The following is an 18253-nucleotide window of genomic DNA, read 5'->3' on the forward strand; positions in this document are numbered from 1 at the left end:
GCCTTCAGATCAGCAGACCTGAAGGCTTACGTGTCGGTTCGATCTGTCTTGAAAGATCAAGCGATCGCAGCGGCAACAGTCGCCTTCGCACCGGTCTGGGCGAGGGTCGAATAGGTTGCCTTGATGCGCGTTACGAAAGCCGGGTTCTGGGCCAGCTTTGCCGGGAAGATGGCATCCATCTGCAGAACACCGTTGATGTAGGCTTCCCAGTTTGGCAACTGCAGCGCCTTCTGGGCAATCTGGTTGGCCAGCGGGTCGTTGATCGGGGTTGGCTGACCCTTCTCGTCGGTACCGGTCATGAAGCGCAGCCATCCGGCAACGCCGAGCGCCAGCAGCGACCAGTCGGAGCCATGATCGATGTGCCAACTGATGGAGGCCAGCATGCGCTGTGGCAGTTTCTGGCTGCCGTCAGAGGCGATCTGCGCGGTCTTGTGCTTGAGCTGGCTGTTGGAGAAGCGGGCGATCAGGGCGTCGGCATAGGCATCCAGATCCACATCACCGGGAACATGAAGCGTCGGCTGCTGTTCCTTGACCATCAGGGTGTGTGCGGCTTTCTTGTAGCTCTCGTCGCCCATGCAGGCGTCGATGGTTTCATAGCCGCCCAGATAACCAAGGTAGGCGAGGAACGAATGGGCGCCGTTGAGGGTACGCAGTTTCATTTCCTCGAAAGGCTCGACGTCAGGCACGAACTGTGCGCCGACTTCTTCCCAGGCCGGGCGGCCCTTGACGAAATTGTCTTCGATCACCCATTGACGGAACGGTTCGCAGACGATGCCGTTCGGATCTTCCATGCCACCAAGGGTTTCCTTGATCAATGCGCGGCTCTCGTCAGTGAGGGCCGGAACGATGCGGTCGACCATGGAGCAAGGGAAGGTTACGTTCGCCTTGATCCACTTTGCCAGCTCGGCGTCGAGCTTCTCGACAAAGCTGGTCACGGCCAACTGGCACAGCTTGCCATTGGATGGCAGGTTGTCGAGGCTGAGAATGGTGAACCCGTCAAGACCGGCATCACGACGACGACGCAGGGCTTCCACCAGAGCGCCAATGGCCGATTTCGGTGCGTGCGGATGTTCGAGGTCGTGTTTGATCGCCGGGTTGCTTTCGTCCAGCTTGCCACCAGCCAGGCAGTAGCCCTTTTCCGTGATGGTCATGGAAACAATGGCCACGTCCTTTTCGAGGAACGGTGCAAAGAAGGCGTCCATGCCTCCGCGCTCGGGATGGGCGGTCTTGACGATGGAGCCGATGATGCGCAGGTTCGAGCCAGCGTCGCCGTGTTCCAGAACGCTGTAAAGATGGTCATTCTCTTCCAGCTGTCCGAAACGGTCGGCCCCGAACAGGATGTCGCTGACGACGACACCCCAGTCACTGGCCGGATGCTTCAGCAGGAAGTCCTGATGGTAGCTCATCCAGTGGGCGCGGGCGAAAGCGCCAAAGCCCAGATGGATGAGGCGTGGGCGCAGACCCTTGCGGTCATAGTCGGGCAGTTGCGGGTTGCCCGGAGCGTTGAGCAAATCGGAAATGGTCATGAAAATCTCCAGATCAGAATGGCAACAGAGTGCCGGTTTCATAGTGTTGACCACACACGGTCAACAGGCGGGCATCGCGGGTCGCAACACTGACCTTGCAGCCTTCAAGGGCCGGGTCGAACTGGCCGTCATGGTGCCAGTCGATATCAAGGGTGGTTGCGGTCTGCGTGACCGTGAATTTGGTCAGGCGATGGTTGCCCGAAAGAGCGTCCACATTGTCGACAGCGTCTTCATACACTTCAGCCTCGAACGAGCAGCTGCCCTGTCCGGGAAGCGGATAGACGACGATCTGGCGACGCTGGCCGGCAACGGCACCGGAACGCTTGACACCTGGTGACAGGGTCAGCACCGTGCCTGCCTTGACGAACAGCGGAATGGAGCCCAGCGCCACCGGTACGGTGACTTCCTGACCGCCGTGGAAATATTCCCCGGACCAGAAGTCATAATAACCCACGCCATTGTCCGGCAGATAGATGGTGCGCGTCTTGGCTCCTTCTTCCACCACGTTGGCCACCAGCAGATCGCGGCCGAGGAAGAAGTCATCGGTCGGCTCGTAGCAGCGCTCGTCATGTTCATGGTCGAGGAAGGTCGGGCGGATCATCGGCTCGTCCTTGACCACGGCATCATGGAGCAGGGTATAGAGATACGGCAGCAGCGTGTAACGCAGATTGATGGCGTTGCGGATGTGGGCTGTCACTTCCGGATACATCCACGGCTCGTTGACCGTGTGGTCATCGTTCCAGCTGTGAATGGTGAAGCGCGGATGGAAGATGCCGTTCTGGACCCAGCGCACGAACAGCTCCGGATCCGGACGGTCGCCCGAGAAGCCGCCGACGTCGTGACCGACGTTGTAAAGGCCCGAAAGGCTCATGCCGAGGCCCATGCGGATGTTGTATTTGAGGCTGTTCCAATTGGTGCGGTTGTCACCAGACCAGGTTTGGGCATAGCGCTGAATGCCCGGACAACCGGAACGGGAGATCAGGTAGGGGCGTTTTTCCGGCGCGAAATCCACCTGAGCATCATTCGAGGCGCGGGTCATCAGCAACGGCTGAACCGGGCGGATGAGGTCGATCTCGATCGGGTCGCCGAAACCTTCGCAGCGAGCCTGGCGGTCCCAGATCTCATATTCGTTGTTGTCGTTCCAGGTGCTGTTGATGCCATAGTCCAGAAGGGCGGTCTTGACATTGTCGCGCCACCATTTCTGGGTGTCCGGGTTGGTGAAGTCCAGATGGCTGCCTTCATCGTCCCAGAAGACGGAGCGTTCGGCCAAGCCGGTTTCACTGTCCTTGACGAACAGCCCGAGATGATCAACCTCGCCATAGCGAGGATGGTCCTGCAAGAGGCAGGGTTTGATGTTGGCAATCAGCTCGAGACCAGCATCGGCGAACACCTTGGCCATGCCCTTTGCATCAGGCACCTTCTTGGTGTTCCAGTTGAACACATAGCGTTTCGGGCCGATGGAGGTATAGCCGGATGACAGCTGGAAGCTGTCGCACGGGATGTCATGCTGCTGGATGAGGCGGACAAAGCCGTGCAGCTGTTCCTGCGCGTTCGGTGCGTCGGTGTAGGACATGGTCGAGCCGGAATAGCCCAGCGACCAGCGTGGCAGAAAGGCGGTGCCGCCCGTCAGCTGCGTGTGCGCCTTGCTCAGGTCCAGAATGGTCGGGCCGAGCGTGAAGTAGTAATCGAGATCCCCGTCTTCGGCGCGGTAGGAGCGGAACGGCTGATGATAGTTGTCCAGCTCGTTGCCCAGATCGAACCAGCAAGGGGCGAGGTTGTCGTAGAACAGCGAATAGGACAGGCCGCTTTCAAGCCGCGTGATGGTGAACGGCACATGCTTGTAGAGCGGATCGGTGGAGCTGGCGTTGTAGCCCATGGCATCCAGATTGCGCATTTCGAAGCGGCGGCCGGAGCGTTCCAGCTCTCCCGACTTCTCGCCAAGGCCGTAGAATTTGTCCGTCTTGGCGCGGCGCAGGAAGTGGCTGTGGGCATGATCCTTGCGGCCCAGCATGTAGGCGCCGGTCGGGCGGTCTTCGGCGATCTGCTGCCAGTCGTCGCTGGTGCTGGCGCGGCCGAACCAGACAAGGCCAAGCGGCTTGCGCACGGTGACCTTCAGCAGATCGGTGGCAAGCGTAACGGTCTCATTCGACAGGTCAGTGGTGAAGGAGGGGCAGGAAAAGCCTTCCAGCGAGGCGCGATTGCGGCCTTCCAGCGGGGCATTTCCATTTGGAGCAACCGTCCAGCTGCGATCAAGGCGATAGCTGCCGTCCTTGAGAAGCTGAACGCGCGCCATGCGGTCTTCCAGAATATCGATCTGGAGACTGTGTCGCCCTTCCACTTCCAGAATGACACCTGTGGCCGTCTGGCTCTTGAGGGTCCATTTTTTCAGCTGATACATGAGGGTCTCCCAAGCTTGAGCAAAATCCTGCCGGTCCGGCTGACAAGCTCATATGGTTGAATTGGTTTTTGGCTCTTGTCTCTCGGCATTCGGAGGGGCGGCGAGGGAAGCCCTTCGCCACCCCGGATCGTCGGAGGTCTTAGCCACCGTAGCCCAGGAAGAAGCGGGGCAGAACCAGAGAGATCTCTGGAATGTAGGTGACGGCGAGCAGCAGCACGACCAGTACGCCATAGAATGGCAGCATTGGCTTGAGCACCTTGGAGATGGCCACCTTGCCGACGGAGCAGCCGATGAACAGGGCTGAACCAACCGGTGGCGTGCAGATGCCAATGCAGAGGTTGAAGGTCATCATGACACCGAAATGCACCGGATCCATGCCCAGATCCTGAACCACTGGCAGAAAGATCGGGGTGAAGATGAGGAGCGCCGGGGTCATGTCCATGAAGGTGCCGATGATCAGCAGGGCAATGTTCATGACCAGAAGGATGACATACGGATTATCGGAGATCGAAAGCAGGGCATCGGAGATGTAGAAAGGAATGTCCGAGAAGGCCATGGCCTTGGACATGCCGATCGAGCAGCCGATCATCAGCAGCACGATGGATGTGGTAACCGCAGATTCCAGAATGATCCTCGGCAGGTCGCGAACCGTGATTTCACGATACCAGACGAGTGCCAGGAACAGGGTGTAGACAACCGCTACGGCAGAGGCTTCGGTCGCGGTGAAAATGCCGCCGATGATGCCGCCCATGATGATGATGATAAGGCCCAGTGGCAGGATGGCTGCCTTGGTCTTCTGGCACATTTCCGAGCGGGTCGGCCGTTCGGCAACGCCATAGCCACGTCTCTTGGCGATGATGCCGGCAACGACCATAAGACCCAGGCCCATCAGGATGCCCGGCAGGTAACCGGCGACGAACAGAGCTGCAATCGAGGTGCCGCCGGTGATGAGCGAGTAGACGATGAAGGTGGTCGACGGCGGGATCAGAAGGCCGGTAGGGCAGGAGGCGATGTTGACGGCTGCGGAATAGGCCGGATCATAGCCCTCTTTCTTCTGTAGCGGCGACATCACACCACCAACCGCGGCAGCGGAAGCCACGGCAGAGCCGGAAATGGCGCCGAACATCATGTTGGCCAGCACGTTGCAGTGGGCCAGCGAGCCCGGCAGACGGCCGCCGAGGATCTTGGCAAACTCGATGAGGCGCATGGCGATACCGCCACGGTTCATGATGTTGCCTGCCAGAATGAAGAAGGGGATCGCCAGCAGCGTGAAGCTGTCGAGGCCGGATGCCATCTGCTGGGCGACGATGAAGATCGCCTGATCGAACGACATGTTGATCACCATGAAGGTGAACATGGTTGCGATGCCGATTGCGAAGGAAATTGGAACGCTGAATGCCATCAGGACGATGAAGATCGTAAACAGCGTGATAGTTGCTTGCCATTCCATGGTTTGGATACTCTCTCTTCGGTCCTGTTAGTCTTGGTCGGCCGGTGCTGCCGGAGTTGAAGCCTCTGCATTTTCGGCTTCGCTTTCCGGATCGAACAGTTCAACGATCAGTGCTGCACAATAGAAAAGCATCATGGCTCCCGAAAAGGGGATGGCACCATAGACATATCCCATTGGCAGGCGAAGGGCTGGGGTCATCTGGCCGGATTCGAGCGTCTTGAACATCAACTCGAGACCGCCGTACAGCATGACCACACCGGCAAAGGCGGCAACGATCAGGAGGACGAGGACGCGAATGTAGCGGACCGCCGGTCCGTCGATGATCAGCGTGACGATGTCGATTGCCAGATGGCGCTTGAGACCCAATGTGTAAGCGGCCCCCACGAAGGCGACCCACATGAACAGGAAGCGGGCGATCTCGTCGGTGGTGGTGCTCGGTGTTCCAAGAATGAAACGTGAGACCACCTGCCAGACAACACAGACGACAAGGATGGTAAAGACCAGGACGGTCAGGGTTCCCAGAACCGCGTTTACCAGGCGAACAGCTTGTTTCATGGCTGCACTCCAATAGCTGTTTACTCTAAACCCGGACAGGATCCGGGTGCGAAGCGCTGCCTGTCGGGAGAAATTGGTTGGCCAATTTATCAACAGCCTAATCCCGATATGGCAGCAAGTGGTTCAGCGACAAATTGGATAACAACTTTCCTTCAGTCGTTGCCGCCACTCGAATGCGAGGGATGCTGACCAGCTGCAATCGGTCTGTTTTTGCGAATGCTGCCAAAATAGCACTTTGTTTTCATGTTTTTAGTGCTCATTTTGGTTCGCGGGCTGCAAAATCGAAACAGACACGGTGTGCCATTCGGCATCTCTGTTGGCTATACACATCGCGCAAAAAACAAAATTGGTCAACCAAAATAAAAATTGATTGACAAAAATTTCAAAATAGAGAATTGTTTGGTCAACCAAAAAGATGATTGGTTAGGCCAGTCGTGGTGATCGCAATCTGGATCTGTTTCGGATTGCAAATGTCCTGCGGTTGGGGAAACGGCGCTTCCGTCCTGCATGGGGAGGTGCCAAGGCAAACAATCCGACTGAGACATCAATCGGGAGGGAAAAATGACTCGTAAGCTTTCCATTATCAGTGCTGTTGTCGGCGCGGCTTTCGCACTGTCTGCAACTGCAGCAAGTGCTCTGACTTTGAAAATCAGCCACAACAACCCGGAAGATCATCCTGTTCACAAATCCATGGAGTTCTTCGCGGATCGCGTTAAGGAACTGACCAATGGTGATGTGAAGATTCGTGTTTACGCCAACGCCCAGCTAGGCACTCAGCGCGAGTCCATGGAACTGGTTCAGAATGGCACCCTTGCCATGGCAAAATCCAACGCTTCCGAGCTTGAAGCGTTCGAGGAATCCTACAGCGCGCTGAACCTGCCTTATCTGTTCACCTCCGAAGACCACTTCTTCAAATCCCTCGGTGGCGAAATCGGCGATGACATCCTGATGTCTTCCAAGGACAAGGGCTTCATCGGTCTGACCTACTATTATGAAGGCGCTCGCTCCTTCTATGCCAACAAGCCGATCAATACACCGGCTGACCTGAAAGGCATGAAGATCCGCGTGCAGCCGTCACCTTCGGCCATCCGCATGGTTGAGCTGCTTGGCGGCAACCCGACCCCGATCACCTGGGGTGAGCTGTACAGCGCTCTGAAACAGGGTGTTGTCGACGGTGCAGAAAACAACCCGACTGCCATGACCACGGCTCGTCACGGTGAAGTGTCCAAGTTCTTCTCTTTGGATGAACACACCATGATCCCGTCCGTTCTGGTGATGTCGACCAAGAAATGGGATGCCCTGTCCGAAGATCAGCAGAAAGCCATCAAGCAGGCTGCCCATGAATCCATGGACTACCATCGTCAGCTGTGGAACGAAATCGTGACCACGGAAATCGAAAAAGCCAAGTCTGAGCTGGGCGTTGAATTTGTTCAGGTCGACAAGGCTCCGTTCATCGAGGCTGTCATGCCGATGCATGAAGAGTTGACTGCCAAGTCTGCTCGTCTGGCTGACCTGATCGAACGCATCAAGGCTGTCAAATAACAACTGGCTGAAGATCAGTAGCATGGTTCCGGGGTGGGCGCTGGTCCGCCGAGGGAACACGACTTGAGGCATGGCGGGCCAAATCCGCCATGTTTTCCCGACCTGCCTGGGCATGTCAGAAATAGGCAGGATCCAAAATCGACAGGATATCCCGATGGTTCTCGAGCGCTCTGAATTGGCGGAAAACGCCTTGCAGTGTCTTCATGACGAAGCTTATGATGCCCCTTACAATCTGCAGAATCTCAATCATGAAACGCTGCTGTTTGTTGGCGGTCGCACGGCAGAAAATCTTGATGGTGCCTGGAACTTCTGTGTGGATCTGCTCGATACGGGCCTCAGGCAGAAATGGTTTGAGATGACGCCGGCCGATCCGGAAGAGCGCATCGAACCTTATGATTATGACCCCTATATGGGCGAACAGGTCGTCATTCCGTCCAACTGGCAGATGCTGAAGGAAAAATGGTATTTCTTTGAAGGCAGCGCCTGGTACACCCGTCCTCTCGATGTGGAGGCCCTCAAGGCTGACGAACGCAAGTTCCTGCGGATCGGCGCTGCGCAGTATGACTGCAAGGTCTTTCTCAACGGCGAATTTCTTGGCAACCATTATGGCGGCTCCACGCCCTTCTGCGTCGAGCTGACAGGCAAGCTCCGCGAAGGCCGGAACTGGCTGATGCTCTGCGTCAACAACACCCGCACGACAGATCGGGTGCCGATGCGCAACACCGACTGGTTCAACTATGGCGGTGTCTACCGCGAGGTCGAGCTTTACACGACCCCCAAAACAGTCATTCGTGATCTCTTTGTGAGACTGGTGCCGGATGGGACCTATAGCGCCATCGCCATTGATGCGACGCTGGACGGTCCTGATGCACTGGGTGCTCAGATTGAAATCCAGATCCCGGATCTCGGCATCAATACAGTCATCGCGTCCTCCCAAGATGGCCTGGCGTCAGCCGAGATCAAAGTCAGCCCGGACCTGTGGTCCCCCTCCAATCCGCGCCTTTATGATGTTATTGCTCGCCTCGGCGAGGATGAAGTGCGCGACCGGGTTGGCTTTCGCCAGATTGAGCAGATCGGAGCCGGTCTGTTCCTCAATGGAAAGCCTCTGTTTCTGAGAGGGATTTCCGTCCATGAAGACGACATGGAAAAGGGCAAGGTGACGACCGAGGAAGACCTGCGCCGCCGCTTTGGCCATGCCCGTGATCTCAACTGCAACTTCCTGCGCCTTGCCCACTATCCGCATCACGAAAAAGCTGCGCGGATAGCTGACGAACTGGGCTTCCTGCTTTGGGAAGAAATTCCGGTCTACTGGGCGATCGATTTTGAAAATCCGGCAACCTTCCGCGACGCGCAAAACCAGCTGATCGAGCTGATCAAGCGCGACCGCAACCGCGCCAGTGTCATCATCTGGTCTGTCGGCAACGAGAATCCGGATACCGATGCCCGGCTCGACTTCATGCGCCGACTGGCAGAGACGGCCAAGCAGTATGATCCTACACGTTTGACGTCTGCGGCCTGTCTTATCAACCACGCCAAGAAAAAGATCGAAGATCGTCTGTCGAATTTCATCGACGTGATCGGAATCAATGAATATTACGGCTGGTATGAAGAAAACTTCGAGGATCTCGTTGAAATCGGAGTGAATTCCTCTCCGGACAAGCCGGTCGTCATTTCCGAAACGGGAGCCGACGCCGACATCAGCGCCACGGGTCCGGCCAGAGGCCTTTTCAGTGAGGCCTATCAGACCGAGGTCTATGAGAAGCAGATCGCGACCTTGCGTGCGCTGGACTATGTAAAAGGCATTTCCCCTTGGATTCTTTATGATTTCCGGGTGGAGCGGCGCCAGAACATCTTCCAGCAGGGGCGCAACAAGAAGGGCCTTATCGCCGGCGACAAGGCAACGAAAAAGGAAGCCTTTCACAAGCTTTCGGCATTCTATGCCGAGAAACGCGAGGAAGGCGAGCAATAGGGCAAGGACCGGATCGGGACAGGCGGGCCAATGGTGGCAGGCGCTCCCTGCAAGAGACGGCAAGCAGCAAGAAACAGGGATCGCTTGGATGCATCGCGCATCATCCCTGACATGGCTTTGAGCGAGGGCCAGTTATGATCACGGAAGCAGGAAAAAGACGCTATCAGGAAGTTGCTGAAGCGCTGAAAAAGGAAATGATCGACCAGCACCTTCCGGTGGGAACGCGACTGCGAACCGAACGGCAGATTGCCGAGGATTTTGATGTGTCTCGCTCTGTGGTGCGCGAAGCCATCATCATGCTTGAAATCGAAGGCCTCGTTTCCGTTCGCAAGGGCTCTGGCACCTATATCGAGCGGCTGCCGAACCAGTCCGAGAAGAGTGCCATTGCGCGCTCCGACATCGGCCCCTTCGAACTGCTTCAGGCCCGGCAGTTGCTGGAGAGCAACATCGCAGCCTTTGCCGCGACCATGGTGACCAAGAACGACATCCAGCGCATGCAGGAAGCTCTGGACATGGAAATTCAGGCTATCGAGAGCGGCAAGGCCGACTACGATGGCGACGAGTGGTTTCACCGCCTGATCGCGGAAGCGACTCAGAATGGCGTGCTGATCGACATGGTCAGCGACATGTGGCGCCTGCGGAAAGGCAACCAGATCTGGGACGGTCTGCATGCCCGGATTTTCGACGAGAGCTATCGTCAGCAGTGGCTGGATGACCACCAGCAGATTCTGACGGCGCTCAATCGCAAGGATCCCGGCAAGGCGAGGGACGCCATGTGGAACCATCTGGAGAATGTACGCAATACCCTGCTCGTGCTTTCGGACGTGGAAGATCCCAAATTCGATGGTGATCTTTTCAAGACTCCCAAGGTCGTCAAGCTGAGCAAGTGACCGCCTGGTCCCGCCACGAAAAAGCGGCGGAGCCGGGGAATAACGAGAACCATGCTCTCTGCGGGACATGACCCCCGCCCGGAGAGTGAAGACAAACTGGAAATAAGAGGCAAAAAATGAAACAGACCTGGCGCTGGTTCGGACCCAATGATCCGGTATCCCTTGACGACATTCGTCAGGCTGGGGCCACCGGGATCGTCACTGCCCTGCATGACATTCCAAACGGCACCGTATGGAGCCGCGAGGCGATTGCCGAGCGCAAGAAAATGATCGAAGACAAGGGACTGGTCTGGTCTGTTGTTGAATCGATTCCGTTGCACGAAGACATCAAGCTGCAGCGTGGCGACTACAAGAAGCTGATTGCCAACTGGGGTGAATCCCTGCGCAATCTGGCTCTCGAAGGCGTCAACAACGTCTGTTACAACTTCATGCCGGTTCTGGACTGGACCCGTACCGATCTGGCATGGGAACTGCCGAGCGGCGCTCGCTGCCTCCGCTTCGATGCCGATCGCTTTGCCGCTTTCGATCTCTATATTCTGGAGCGCCCTGCCGCTCAGGACGAATATACCGACGAGGAAAAGGCATCGGCCAAGGCCTGCTTTGACGCCATGAGCGAAGACGACAAGGCTCTGCTCGTTCGCAACATGATTGCTGGTCTGCCCGGCTCGGAAGAAAGCTACACCATCGAGCAGTTCCGCGCCCAGCTCAACCTCTACAAGGACATCAGCGCCGAACAGCTGCGTGAGCATCTGGCCGAGTTCCTCAACACCGTTCTGCCGATTGCCGACGAAGTTGGTGCGGTCATGGCCATCCATCCGGATGATCCTCCCCGTCCACTCTTCGGTCTGCCGCGCATCGTCTCCACCATCGAGGACATGCGCGCTCTCCGGGCCATCAACCGGAGCCCGGCCAACGGCTTCACCCTGTGCACCGGCTCCTACGGCGTACGCGGCGACAATGATCTGGCTGCGATGATCGACGAGTTCGCTGATTACATCTATTTCTTCCACCTGCGCTCGACCAAGCGCGATGGCAAGAGCTTCTACGAAGCCGACCATCTGGCCGGTGACGTCGACATGGTTGAAGTGATCCGTCACTTCAAGGCTGTGGAAGACAAGGTTGGCAAGTCCGTTCCGTTCCGCCCCGACCACGGCCACCAGATCCTTGACGATCTGACCCGCCGGTCCAACCCCGGCTATCCGGCAATTGGCCGCCTGAGAGGCCTCGCAGAACTGCGCGGCGTCATGGTCGCCATCGGCGGCAAGATCGACTGATCATCTGCAGCGCGCATCCTCTGGAAAGCAAACCAGCCCGGGGGATGCGCGTTCGCATTTTGAGGACACCTGCAGCTGCCTTGAGCCTGCGCCATTGTGTTCCGAATATCCTTTTGTCAAACCATTCATGAATGCTGTAGGGTAGACCGAGGTTTTGTCGCCGCCGACGGTCCGGTGTGTCCGTTTGTCCGTTCAGTCCTGCCTTTGCACGGTCCATCGGATGAACCGGGGAGGAATGGCGGAGGTTACGCGAGGGCGGCAGCCACCATCATGAGCAGGAAGCTGCCTGCTCGTCAGTTAGATATAAAAGACAATAAATTGTTCGCTTTTTGAACAGAAATAGAAGGCCTTCCTCATTTTGCTTGCGATTGTAGGACTAATTGAATTAGCTACAGTCGATAAACGGAATAAGCCTTTTGGGAACAACAGGGAGATATTTTCGCACATGAAAAATTCTATTGCAGCCCTTTTGCTGGCTGGGGTCTGCGCGCTTCCGCTCGTAGCCACCTCTGCGACAGCTGAAGTCGTCTATAACCGCGGCAACGCGGCTGATCCGGAAACGCTCGATCAGCACAAGACGCAAACTGTCTATGAAGGTCATATCCTGCGCGACCTGTATGAAGGCCTGATGGCCTACAGCGCAGATGGCAAATGTGTTGCTGGCGTTGCAAAAGCCTGGGACGTCTCCCCGGATGGTCTGGTCTACACCTTCACCCTGCGCGACGATGCCAAATGGTCCAATGGCGATCCTGTTGTCGCTGGTGATTTTGTTTATTCCCTGCGCCGCATTGAAGATCCTGCAACAGCTGCCCAGTATTCCACGATCATGTATCCGATCATGAATGCCGAGAAGGTCAACAAGGGTGAACTGCCCAAGGAAGAACTCGGTGTGAAGGCGATCGACGACAAGACGCTGGAAATCACTCTCAATTCTCCGACCCCGTATTTCCTCGGTCAGCTGTGCCACCAGTCCGGTCTTCCTGTGCATCCGGCCAGCGTGGAAAAACTCGGCGAGGATTTCTCCAAGCCCGGCAACATGGTTTCCAACGGTGCTTTCACGTTGGCTGAGTTCGTTCCGAACAGCCACATCAAGCTCGTCAAGAACCCGATGTTCCATGATGCTGCCGACGTGAAGATTGACACGGTCATGTATTATCCGACCGAGGACCGTGGCGCTGCCCTGCGTCGCTTCCAGGCCGGAGAGCTTGATTCCAACAACGACGCTCCGGTCGAACAGGTTGATTTCATGCGTGAAAATCTGGGTGACCAGTTCCGCGTGGCTCCATATCTTGGCACCTACTACTATGCCGTGAATACCACCGAAGAAAAACTGGCTGATCCGAAGGTCCGTCGGGCTCTGTCCATGGCTATCGACCGCGAATTCCTCGCTGACGATATCTGGGGTGGCACCATGCTGGCTGGTTATTCTCTGGTTCCTCCTGGAATCGCCAACTACGGCGAACCAGCCTATGCCGACTACAAGGACATGGACCAGCTCGACCGCGAAGACGCAGCCAAGAAACTGCTTGAAGAAGCCGGTTATAGCGAAGCCAAGCCTCTGGAAGTGGAAATCCGTTACAACACCTCGGAAAACCACAAGAACACCGCTGTCGCCATTGCCGACATGTGGAAGCAGATCGGTGTGAAGACCACTCTGCTGAACACCGACACCAAGACCCACTATGCAAACCTGCGTGAGCATGCTCCGTTCGATTTTGCCCGTGCGGGTTGGATCGGTGACTATTCGGATCCGCAGAACTTCCTGATGCTTGTCGAATCCGATTCCGGCTTCAACTATGCTCAGTGGAAGAATGCCGAGTATGATACGCTGATGGATGAGGCAGCCAAGACCGTTGACCTCGACAAACGTGCCACGATCCTCTTCAAGGCAGAGAAAATCTTCATGGAAAACCTGCCTTATGTCCCGCTGCTGTACTACAGCTCCCTCAGCCTTGTCTCCGACAAGCTGCATGGCTGGGAAGACAACCTGCTGAACGTTCATCCGTCTCGCTGGATGTCCAAGGACTGATCCGTTCACGAATCGCAAAAGGGCTGCGCATTGCAGCCCTTTTGTGACCGTTCGCCGTGAAAAGGATTTCCTTTTGCGGTCTGGTTGTTGGAATTGCCAATAAAGAAGCGTTAAAGCTTTATTAAGAAAAAAGACGATGTGAACCTGATAGGGGCTTTTGCAATTCGAGCCGCCTTCTGCGCTTCTTTGGCCGGTACCATAGTGCCGTTGCCGATAGAGAGGCTTGGCCAGGTTTCAGACAAACTGCGTATTTGCCTTGCGTTTATCAGGCGAATGAGCGCGGAAGACTTCACTCAGAAGGACGCATTATGCTGCGATATGTGTTCAAGCGTTTGCTAACCGCTATCCCGACATTGTTCATCATTGTCACGCTTTCCTTTTTCCTCATCCGTGTGGCGCCCGGTGGGCCCTTCGATCTTGAGCGTCCGCTCGATCCCAAGGTGATGGAAAACCTCAACAAGATCTACAACCTCAATGAGCCGCTCTGGCAGCAGTATCTCATCTATATGAACAACGTGCTGCACGGCAATCTTGGCCCCAGTTTCTTCTTTCGCGATTTCACCGTGGCCGAAATGTTCGGTAACGGCTTGCCGATTTCCATCGAAATTGGCGGCTATGCGCTGCTGATGGCCATTCTCGTCGGCGGTATGCTCGGCGTCTGGGCTGCTCTCAAGCAGAATGAAGTGCCGGATTACGCTGTCATGACCGTTGCGACGATGGGCATTACCATCCCGAACTTCGTGGTGGCCCCCATCCTGACGCTGTTGTTCGGGGTGATGCTGGGCTGGCTGCCGGTTGGCAGCTGGAACAATGGCGCCTGGGCCAACAAGATCCTGCCGATCATCACGCTCGGGCTGCCGCAGGTGGCCGTTGTTGCGCGCCTCACCCGTGGCGCCATGATCGAGGCTCTGCGCTCCCATCATATCCGAACGGCCCGTGCCAATGGCCTGCCCGGCTGGATGATTGTCGTGGTGCATGCCCTGCGTGGCGCGCTGCTGCCGGTGGTTTCCTATGCCGGCCCTGCGGCTGCTGCCCTGCTGACTGGCTCGGTCGTCATCGAAACCGTCTTCGGCATTCCCGGCATTGGCCGCTATTTCGTGCAAGGGGCGCTCAACCGCGACTATCCTCTGGTGATGGGAACGGTGATCGTCATTGCGGTGTTCATCATGGTTTTCAACCTGATCGTCGACCTGCTCTATGCCCTGCTTGATCCACGCGTGCGGTACGATTGAGGAAACAATGACTGACAAAACTATGAAAACGCAAGCCGGACAGGCCGCCGAGAAGATTGTTCAGGCGCAGATTGGCCGGTCGCTTTGGGATGACGCATGGGCACGCCTCAAGGCAAACCGCGCGGCAATGGCTTCCTTTGTCGTGCTCTTCCTTATCGCCATGGCCTGCTTCTTCGGGCCTATGTTGACCGGTCACCAGTATGACACCGTCTATCGAAATTATGTAAAGGTGCCAAGTTCCCTTACGGCCTACCCGCGCGATGACGAAATCGCCCCCGCGCTGGAAAAGGTGTTGAAACAGGCGCGCTTTACGGCAGACTCTGTCGAGATTGCTGAAAAGCAGGTGGTCGTCAAGGTCAGTTCCAAGCGGGAAATCAACGAAAAGGCCGTGCGCTATTTCGATCGCTCCGACCTGTTCAAGGATGCGGCCTTCTCGGACTTTTCCGAAGATGGGAAAAGCGCCACCGTTACCGCCAAGATTGATCGGATGCATTTCTATTTCGGCACTGACGCCAATGGCCGCGACCTCTTGACCCGCACCCTGATTGCCGGGCGCATCTCGCTGATTATCGGGCTTCTGGCCTCCGGCGTGGCCCTGCTCATCGGCGTCACCTACGGCTCACTGTCTGGCTATTTCGGCGGCCGGGTCGACCTCATCATGATGCGTGTTGTCGACGTGCTCTATTCGCTGCCCTTCATCTTCTTCGTCATCCTGCTGGTGGTCTTCTTCGGGCGAAACTTCATCCTGATGTTCATCGCCGTCGGAGCCGTCGAGTGGCTCGACATGGCTCGCATTGTGCGTGGCCAGACCCTGTCGATCAAGCGGCAGGAATATGTGCTGGCCGCCGAGGCTATGGGCGTCGGGGCAGGGGGGATCCTCAAGCGTCACATCATTCCCAACACGCTGGGACCGGTGGTGATCTTCGTCACTCTTCTGGTGCCCAAGGTCATTCTGCTTGAAAGCTTCCTGTCCTTCCTCGGGCTGGGCGTTCAGGAACCGATGACCTCCTGGGGCGTGCTGATTTCGGAAGGCGCCCGCAACCTGCAGGGGGCGAGCTGGATGCTGATCTTCCCGTCCATCTTCCTCACAGCCACCCTTTTTGCTCTGAACTTCATTGGTGACGGCCTGCGCGATGCGCTGGACCCGAAAGATCGATAGGAGGATGGGAACCATGACAGATACCAGAACACCTCTGCTCGACATCAATGATCTCAACGTGCATTTCAGCACCAACTCCGACAAGGATATTCATGCGGTGCGCGGCATCCACATGCATATCGAAAAGGGCGAAACCGTTGCCGTGGTGGGCGAATCCGGCTCTGGCAAGAGCCAGGTGATGATGTCCGCAATGGGCCTTCTGGCCGACAATGGCTGGGCGACGGGTTCGGTCCGATATGAAGGCCAGGAGATCCTGGGTCTCTCCCGGCGCAAGCTCAACAGCTACCGCGGTTCGAAGATGACGATGATCTTCCAGGAGCCGATGACCTCGCTCGACCCGCTCTACACGATCGGCCGCCAGATCTGCGAACCGTTGCAGGTGCACCAGAAAATGGATCGCAAGCGCGCAATGGCGCGGGCACTGGAGCTTCTTGAACTGGTTGGCATTCCGGATCCGAAAAACCGGCTCAAGTCCTATCCGCATGAAATGTCCGGCGGCCAGCGCCAGCGCGTCATGATCGCCATGGCTTTGGCCAACAACCCGGACCTGCTGATCGCCGACGAGCCGACGACGGCCCTTGATGTGACCATTCAGGCCCAGATTCTGCAGCTGCTCGCCGAACTGCAAAAGAAACTGGGTATGGCCATTCTCTTCATCACCCACGATCTCAACATCGTGCGACGCTTTGCCGACCGCGTCTATGTCATGAAGACCGGTGAAGTGGTCGAGGAAGGCAATACCAAGACCATCTTCGACAACCCGCAGCATGAATATACGCAAATGCTGTTGTCGGCCGAGCCGGAGGGCCGGAAGCCCGCTCCCGCTGCCGATGCTCCCATCCTGCTTGAGGGTAAGGGCGTCAACGTGACCTTCAACATCACTTCAGGCGCCTTTGGTACCCAGAAGCACGAGTTGCGCGCCGTCAACAATGTCGATCTCCGCCTGCATCAGGGCCAGACCATTGGCATTGTTGGGGAATCCGGATCAGGCAAGTCCACTCTCGGTCGCGCCCTGTTGCGACTGACCAATGTCAGCGGCGAAGTGATGCTTGATGGCGAGGATATGAGCCATATTTCCAAGGAAGCCATGCGGGAACACAGAAAACGCCTGCAGTTGGTATTTCAGGATCCGTTCGGCTCGCTTTCCCCGCGCATGATGGTCGGCCAGATCATCACCGAGGGGTTGCTTGTCCATCATCCGGAACTGTCGGCAAGGGAGCGCGACCTGCGGGCCATTGAGGCTCTGGAGGAAGTGCAACTTGACCCGTCCATGCGCAACCGCTATCCGCATGAATTCTCGGGTGGTCAGCGCCAGCGTATCGCAATTGCCCGCGCCATGGTGCTCAAACCGCGCATCGTGGTGCTGGATGAGCCAACATCGGCCCTTGACCGGTCGGTGCAGAAGCAGATCGTCGAGTTGCTGCGCGATTTGCAGGAGAAGAACAATCTGTCCTATCTCTTCATCTCGCATGACCTTTCTGTGGTTCGTGCCATGTCGGATTACGTCATGGTGATGAAGCAGGGGGTGATTGTCGAGGAAGGGCTGACGGAGCAGATTTTCGATGCGCCTCGGGAGCTTTATACCAAGCAGCTGATGGCGGCAGCGTTTGATCTGGAGCCGATCTCGGCCTGATCGTTTTCCTCTCCGATCAAGATACTGGAAAAAGGGCGTTAAATCAGACGCCCTTTTTTCTTGAGGCTGAGGAAGGGAGCCCGGGCATTCTCTTCGCCGTTTGATAGGTCTGAATGATGCAGTTAGAGGAGGTTTGCTACGCGGCTGCGGATGGGGAAAGGGGGGCGAAAGGAAGAAGCGAGTCGGCAACAGGAAACAGTAACTCGGCGAATCAATCTTAAAGTCTCGATTTCAGCGCTTCGCACTGTGGAAAACACAGCCATAAGGAACAGATTTGAGGTGGATACGACTAATTTACACAGTTACATCGATTGAAAGACTGTCACGCCTCTTTTCAACCGGAAAAACCAATGATATAAATTCCGTCACGGAGCAAGCACTACCTGTCAGGTGTCGCAAGCAGTAAAGCTTAGACAGGTAATCCAACTCGCCCCGTGACGGCAGCGTCCATCATGTGTCGCAAGCAGTTCGATGGACAGACTGTAACCGATCCAATCCGTTGACGCGGTATTAGAGCGGTATCTCTTTGATGTGATGTGTCTGAAATTCGCAGTTTCAGCACATCACACATAGAATTCATTTTCCCACACAATTTC

Annotated in this window: 12 protein-coding genes; 8 read left to right on the plus strand and 4 right to left on the minus strand. The window is 56.6% G+C overall.

Annotated elements, in window-relative coordinates; all coding sequences use genetic code 11:
• Positions 1-56 precede the first annotated feature (56 nt).
• From DSL70_RS15700 to DSL70_RS15715, 4 genes are all read right to left on the minus strand, one after another.
• Positions 57-1526 carry a mannitol dehydrogenase family protein gene (locus tag DSL70_RS15700; RefSeq protein WP_119308905.1) on the minus strand — a complete coding sequence of 490 codons (1470 nt, stop codon included), beginning with the start codon at positions 1524-1526 and terminating at the stop codon, positions 57-59.
• A 13-nt stretch (positions 1527-1539) separates the two neighbouring features.
• A complete protein-coding gene (locus DSL70_RS15705) occupies positions 1540-3924 on the minus strand; it encodes a glycoside hydrolase family 31 protein (protein WP_119308906.1) in 2385 nt (794 codons plus the stop codon).
• A 139-nt stretch (positions 3925-4063) separates the two neighbouring features.
• Complete coding sequence (locus DSL70_RS15710; RefSeq protein WP_119308907.1) at positions 4064-5374, minus strand: TRAP transporter large permease; 1311 nt, start codon at positions 5372-5374, stop codon at positions 4064-4066.
• A gap of 27 nt (positions 5375-5401) precedes the next feature.
• Complete coding sequence (locus tag DSL70_RS15715; RefSeq protein ID WP_119308908.1) at positions 5402-5929, minus strand: TRAP transporter small permease; 528 nt, start codon at positions 5927-5929, stop codon at positions 5402-5404.
• A gap of 561 nt (positions 5930-6490) precedes the next feature.
• Between DSL70_RS15715 and DSL70_RS15720 the strand changes: the two genes are divergently transcribed.
• The 8 genes from DSL70_RS15720 (at position 6491) to DSL70_RS15755 (ending at position 17657) form a co-directional block, all read left to right on the plus strand.
• Entirely contained in the window at positions 6491-7471 is a 981-nt protein-coding gene (locus DSL70_RS15720) for a TRAP transporter substrate-binding protein (protein ID WP_119308909.1), read from the plus strand.
• 154 nt (positions 7472-7625) lie between these two features.
• The gene (locus DSL70_RS15725; RefSeq protein ID WP_119308910.1) at positions 7626-9440 is read left to right on the plus strand and encodes a glycoside hydrolase family 2 protein; all 1815 of its coding nucleotides are present in this window, start codon (positions 7626-7628) and stop codon (positions 9438-9440) included.
• Positions 9441-9574: 134 nt separating this feature from the next.
• The gene (locus tag DSL70_RS15730; RefSeq protein WP_119308911.1) at positions 9575-10330 is read left to right on the plus strand and encodes an FCD domain-containing protein; all 756 of its coding nucleotides are present in this window, start codon (positions 9575-9577) and stop codon (positions 10328-10330) included.
• 116 nt (positions 10331-10446) lie between these two features.
• A complete protein-coding gene (uxuA, locus tag DSL70_RS15735) occupies positions 10447-11604 on the plus strand; it encodes a mannonate dehydratase (protein WP_119308912.1) in 1158 nt (385 codons plus the stop codon).
• Between the two features lie 445 nt (positions 11605-12049).
• Entirely contained in the window at positions 12050-13633 is a 1584-nt protein-coding gene (locus DSL70_RS15740) for a peptide ABC transporter substrate-binding protein (RefSeq protein ID WP_119308913.1), read from the plus strand.
• Positions 13634-13941: 308 nt separating this feature from the next.
• On the plus strand, positions 13942-14865 hold the full coding sequence (locus tag DSL70_RS15745; protein WP_119308914.1) for an ABC transporter permease: 924 nt from the start codon (positions 13942-13944) through the stop codon (positions 14863-14865).
• Between the two features lie 7 nt (positions 14866-14872).
• Entirely contained in the window at positions 14873-16024 is a 1152-nt protein-coding gene (locus DSL70_RS15750) for an ABC transporter permease (protein WP_119308915.1), read from the plus strand.
• Between the two features lie 4 nt (positions 16025-16028).
• Positions 16029-17657 (plus strand): ABC transporter ATP-binding protein, encoded by a 1629-nt coding sequence (locus DSL70_RS15755; protein ID WP_425359364.1) that lies wholly within the window; start codon positions 16029-16031, stop codon positions 17655-17657.
• The last annotated feature ends 596 nt before the right edge of the window (positions 17658-18253 follow it).

Source organism: Cohaesibacter haloalkalitolerans (assembly GCF_003574655.1).
Taxonomy (GTDB): domain Bacteria; phylum Pseudomonadota; class Alphaproteobacteria; order Rhizobiales; family Cohaesibacteraceae; genus Cohaesibacter; species Cohaesibacter haloalkalitolerans.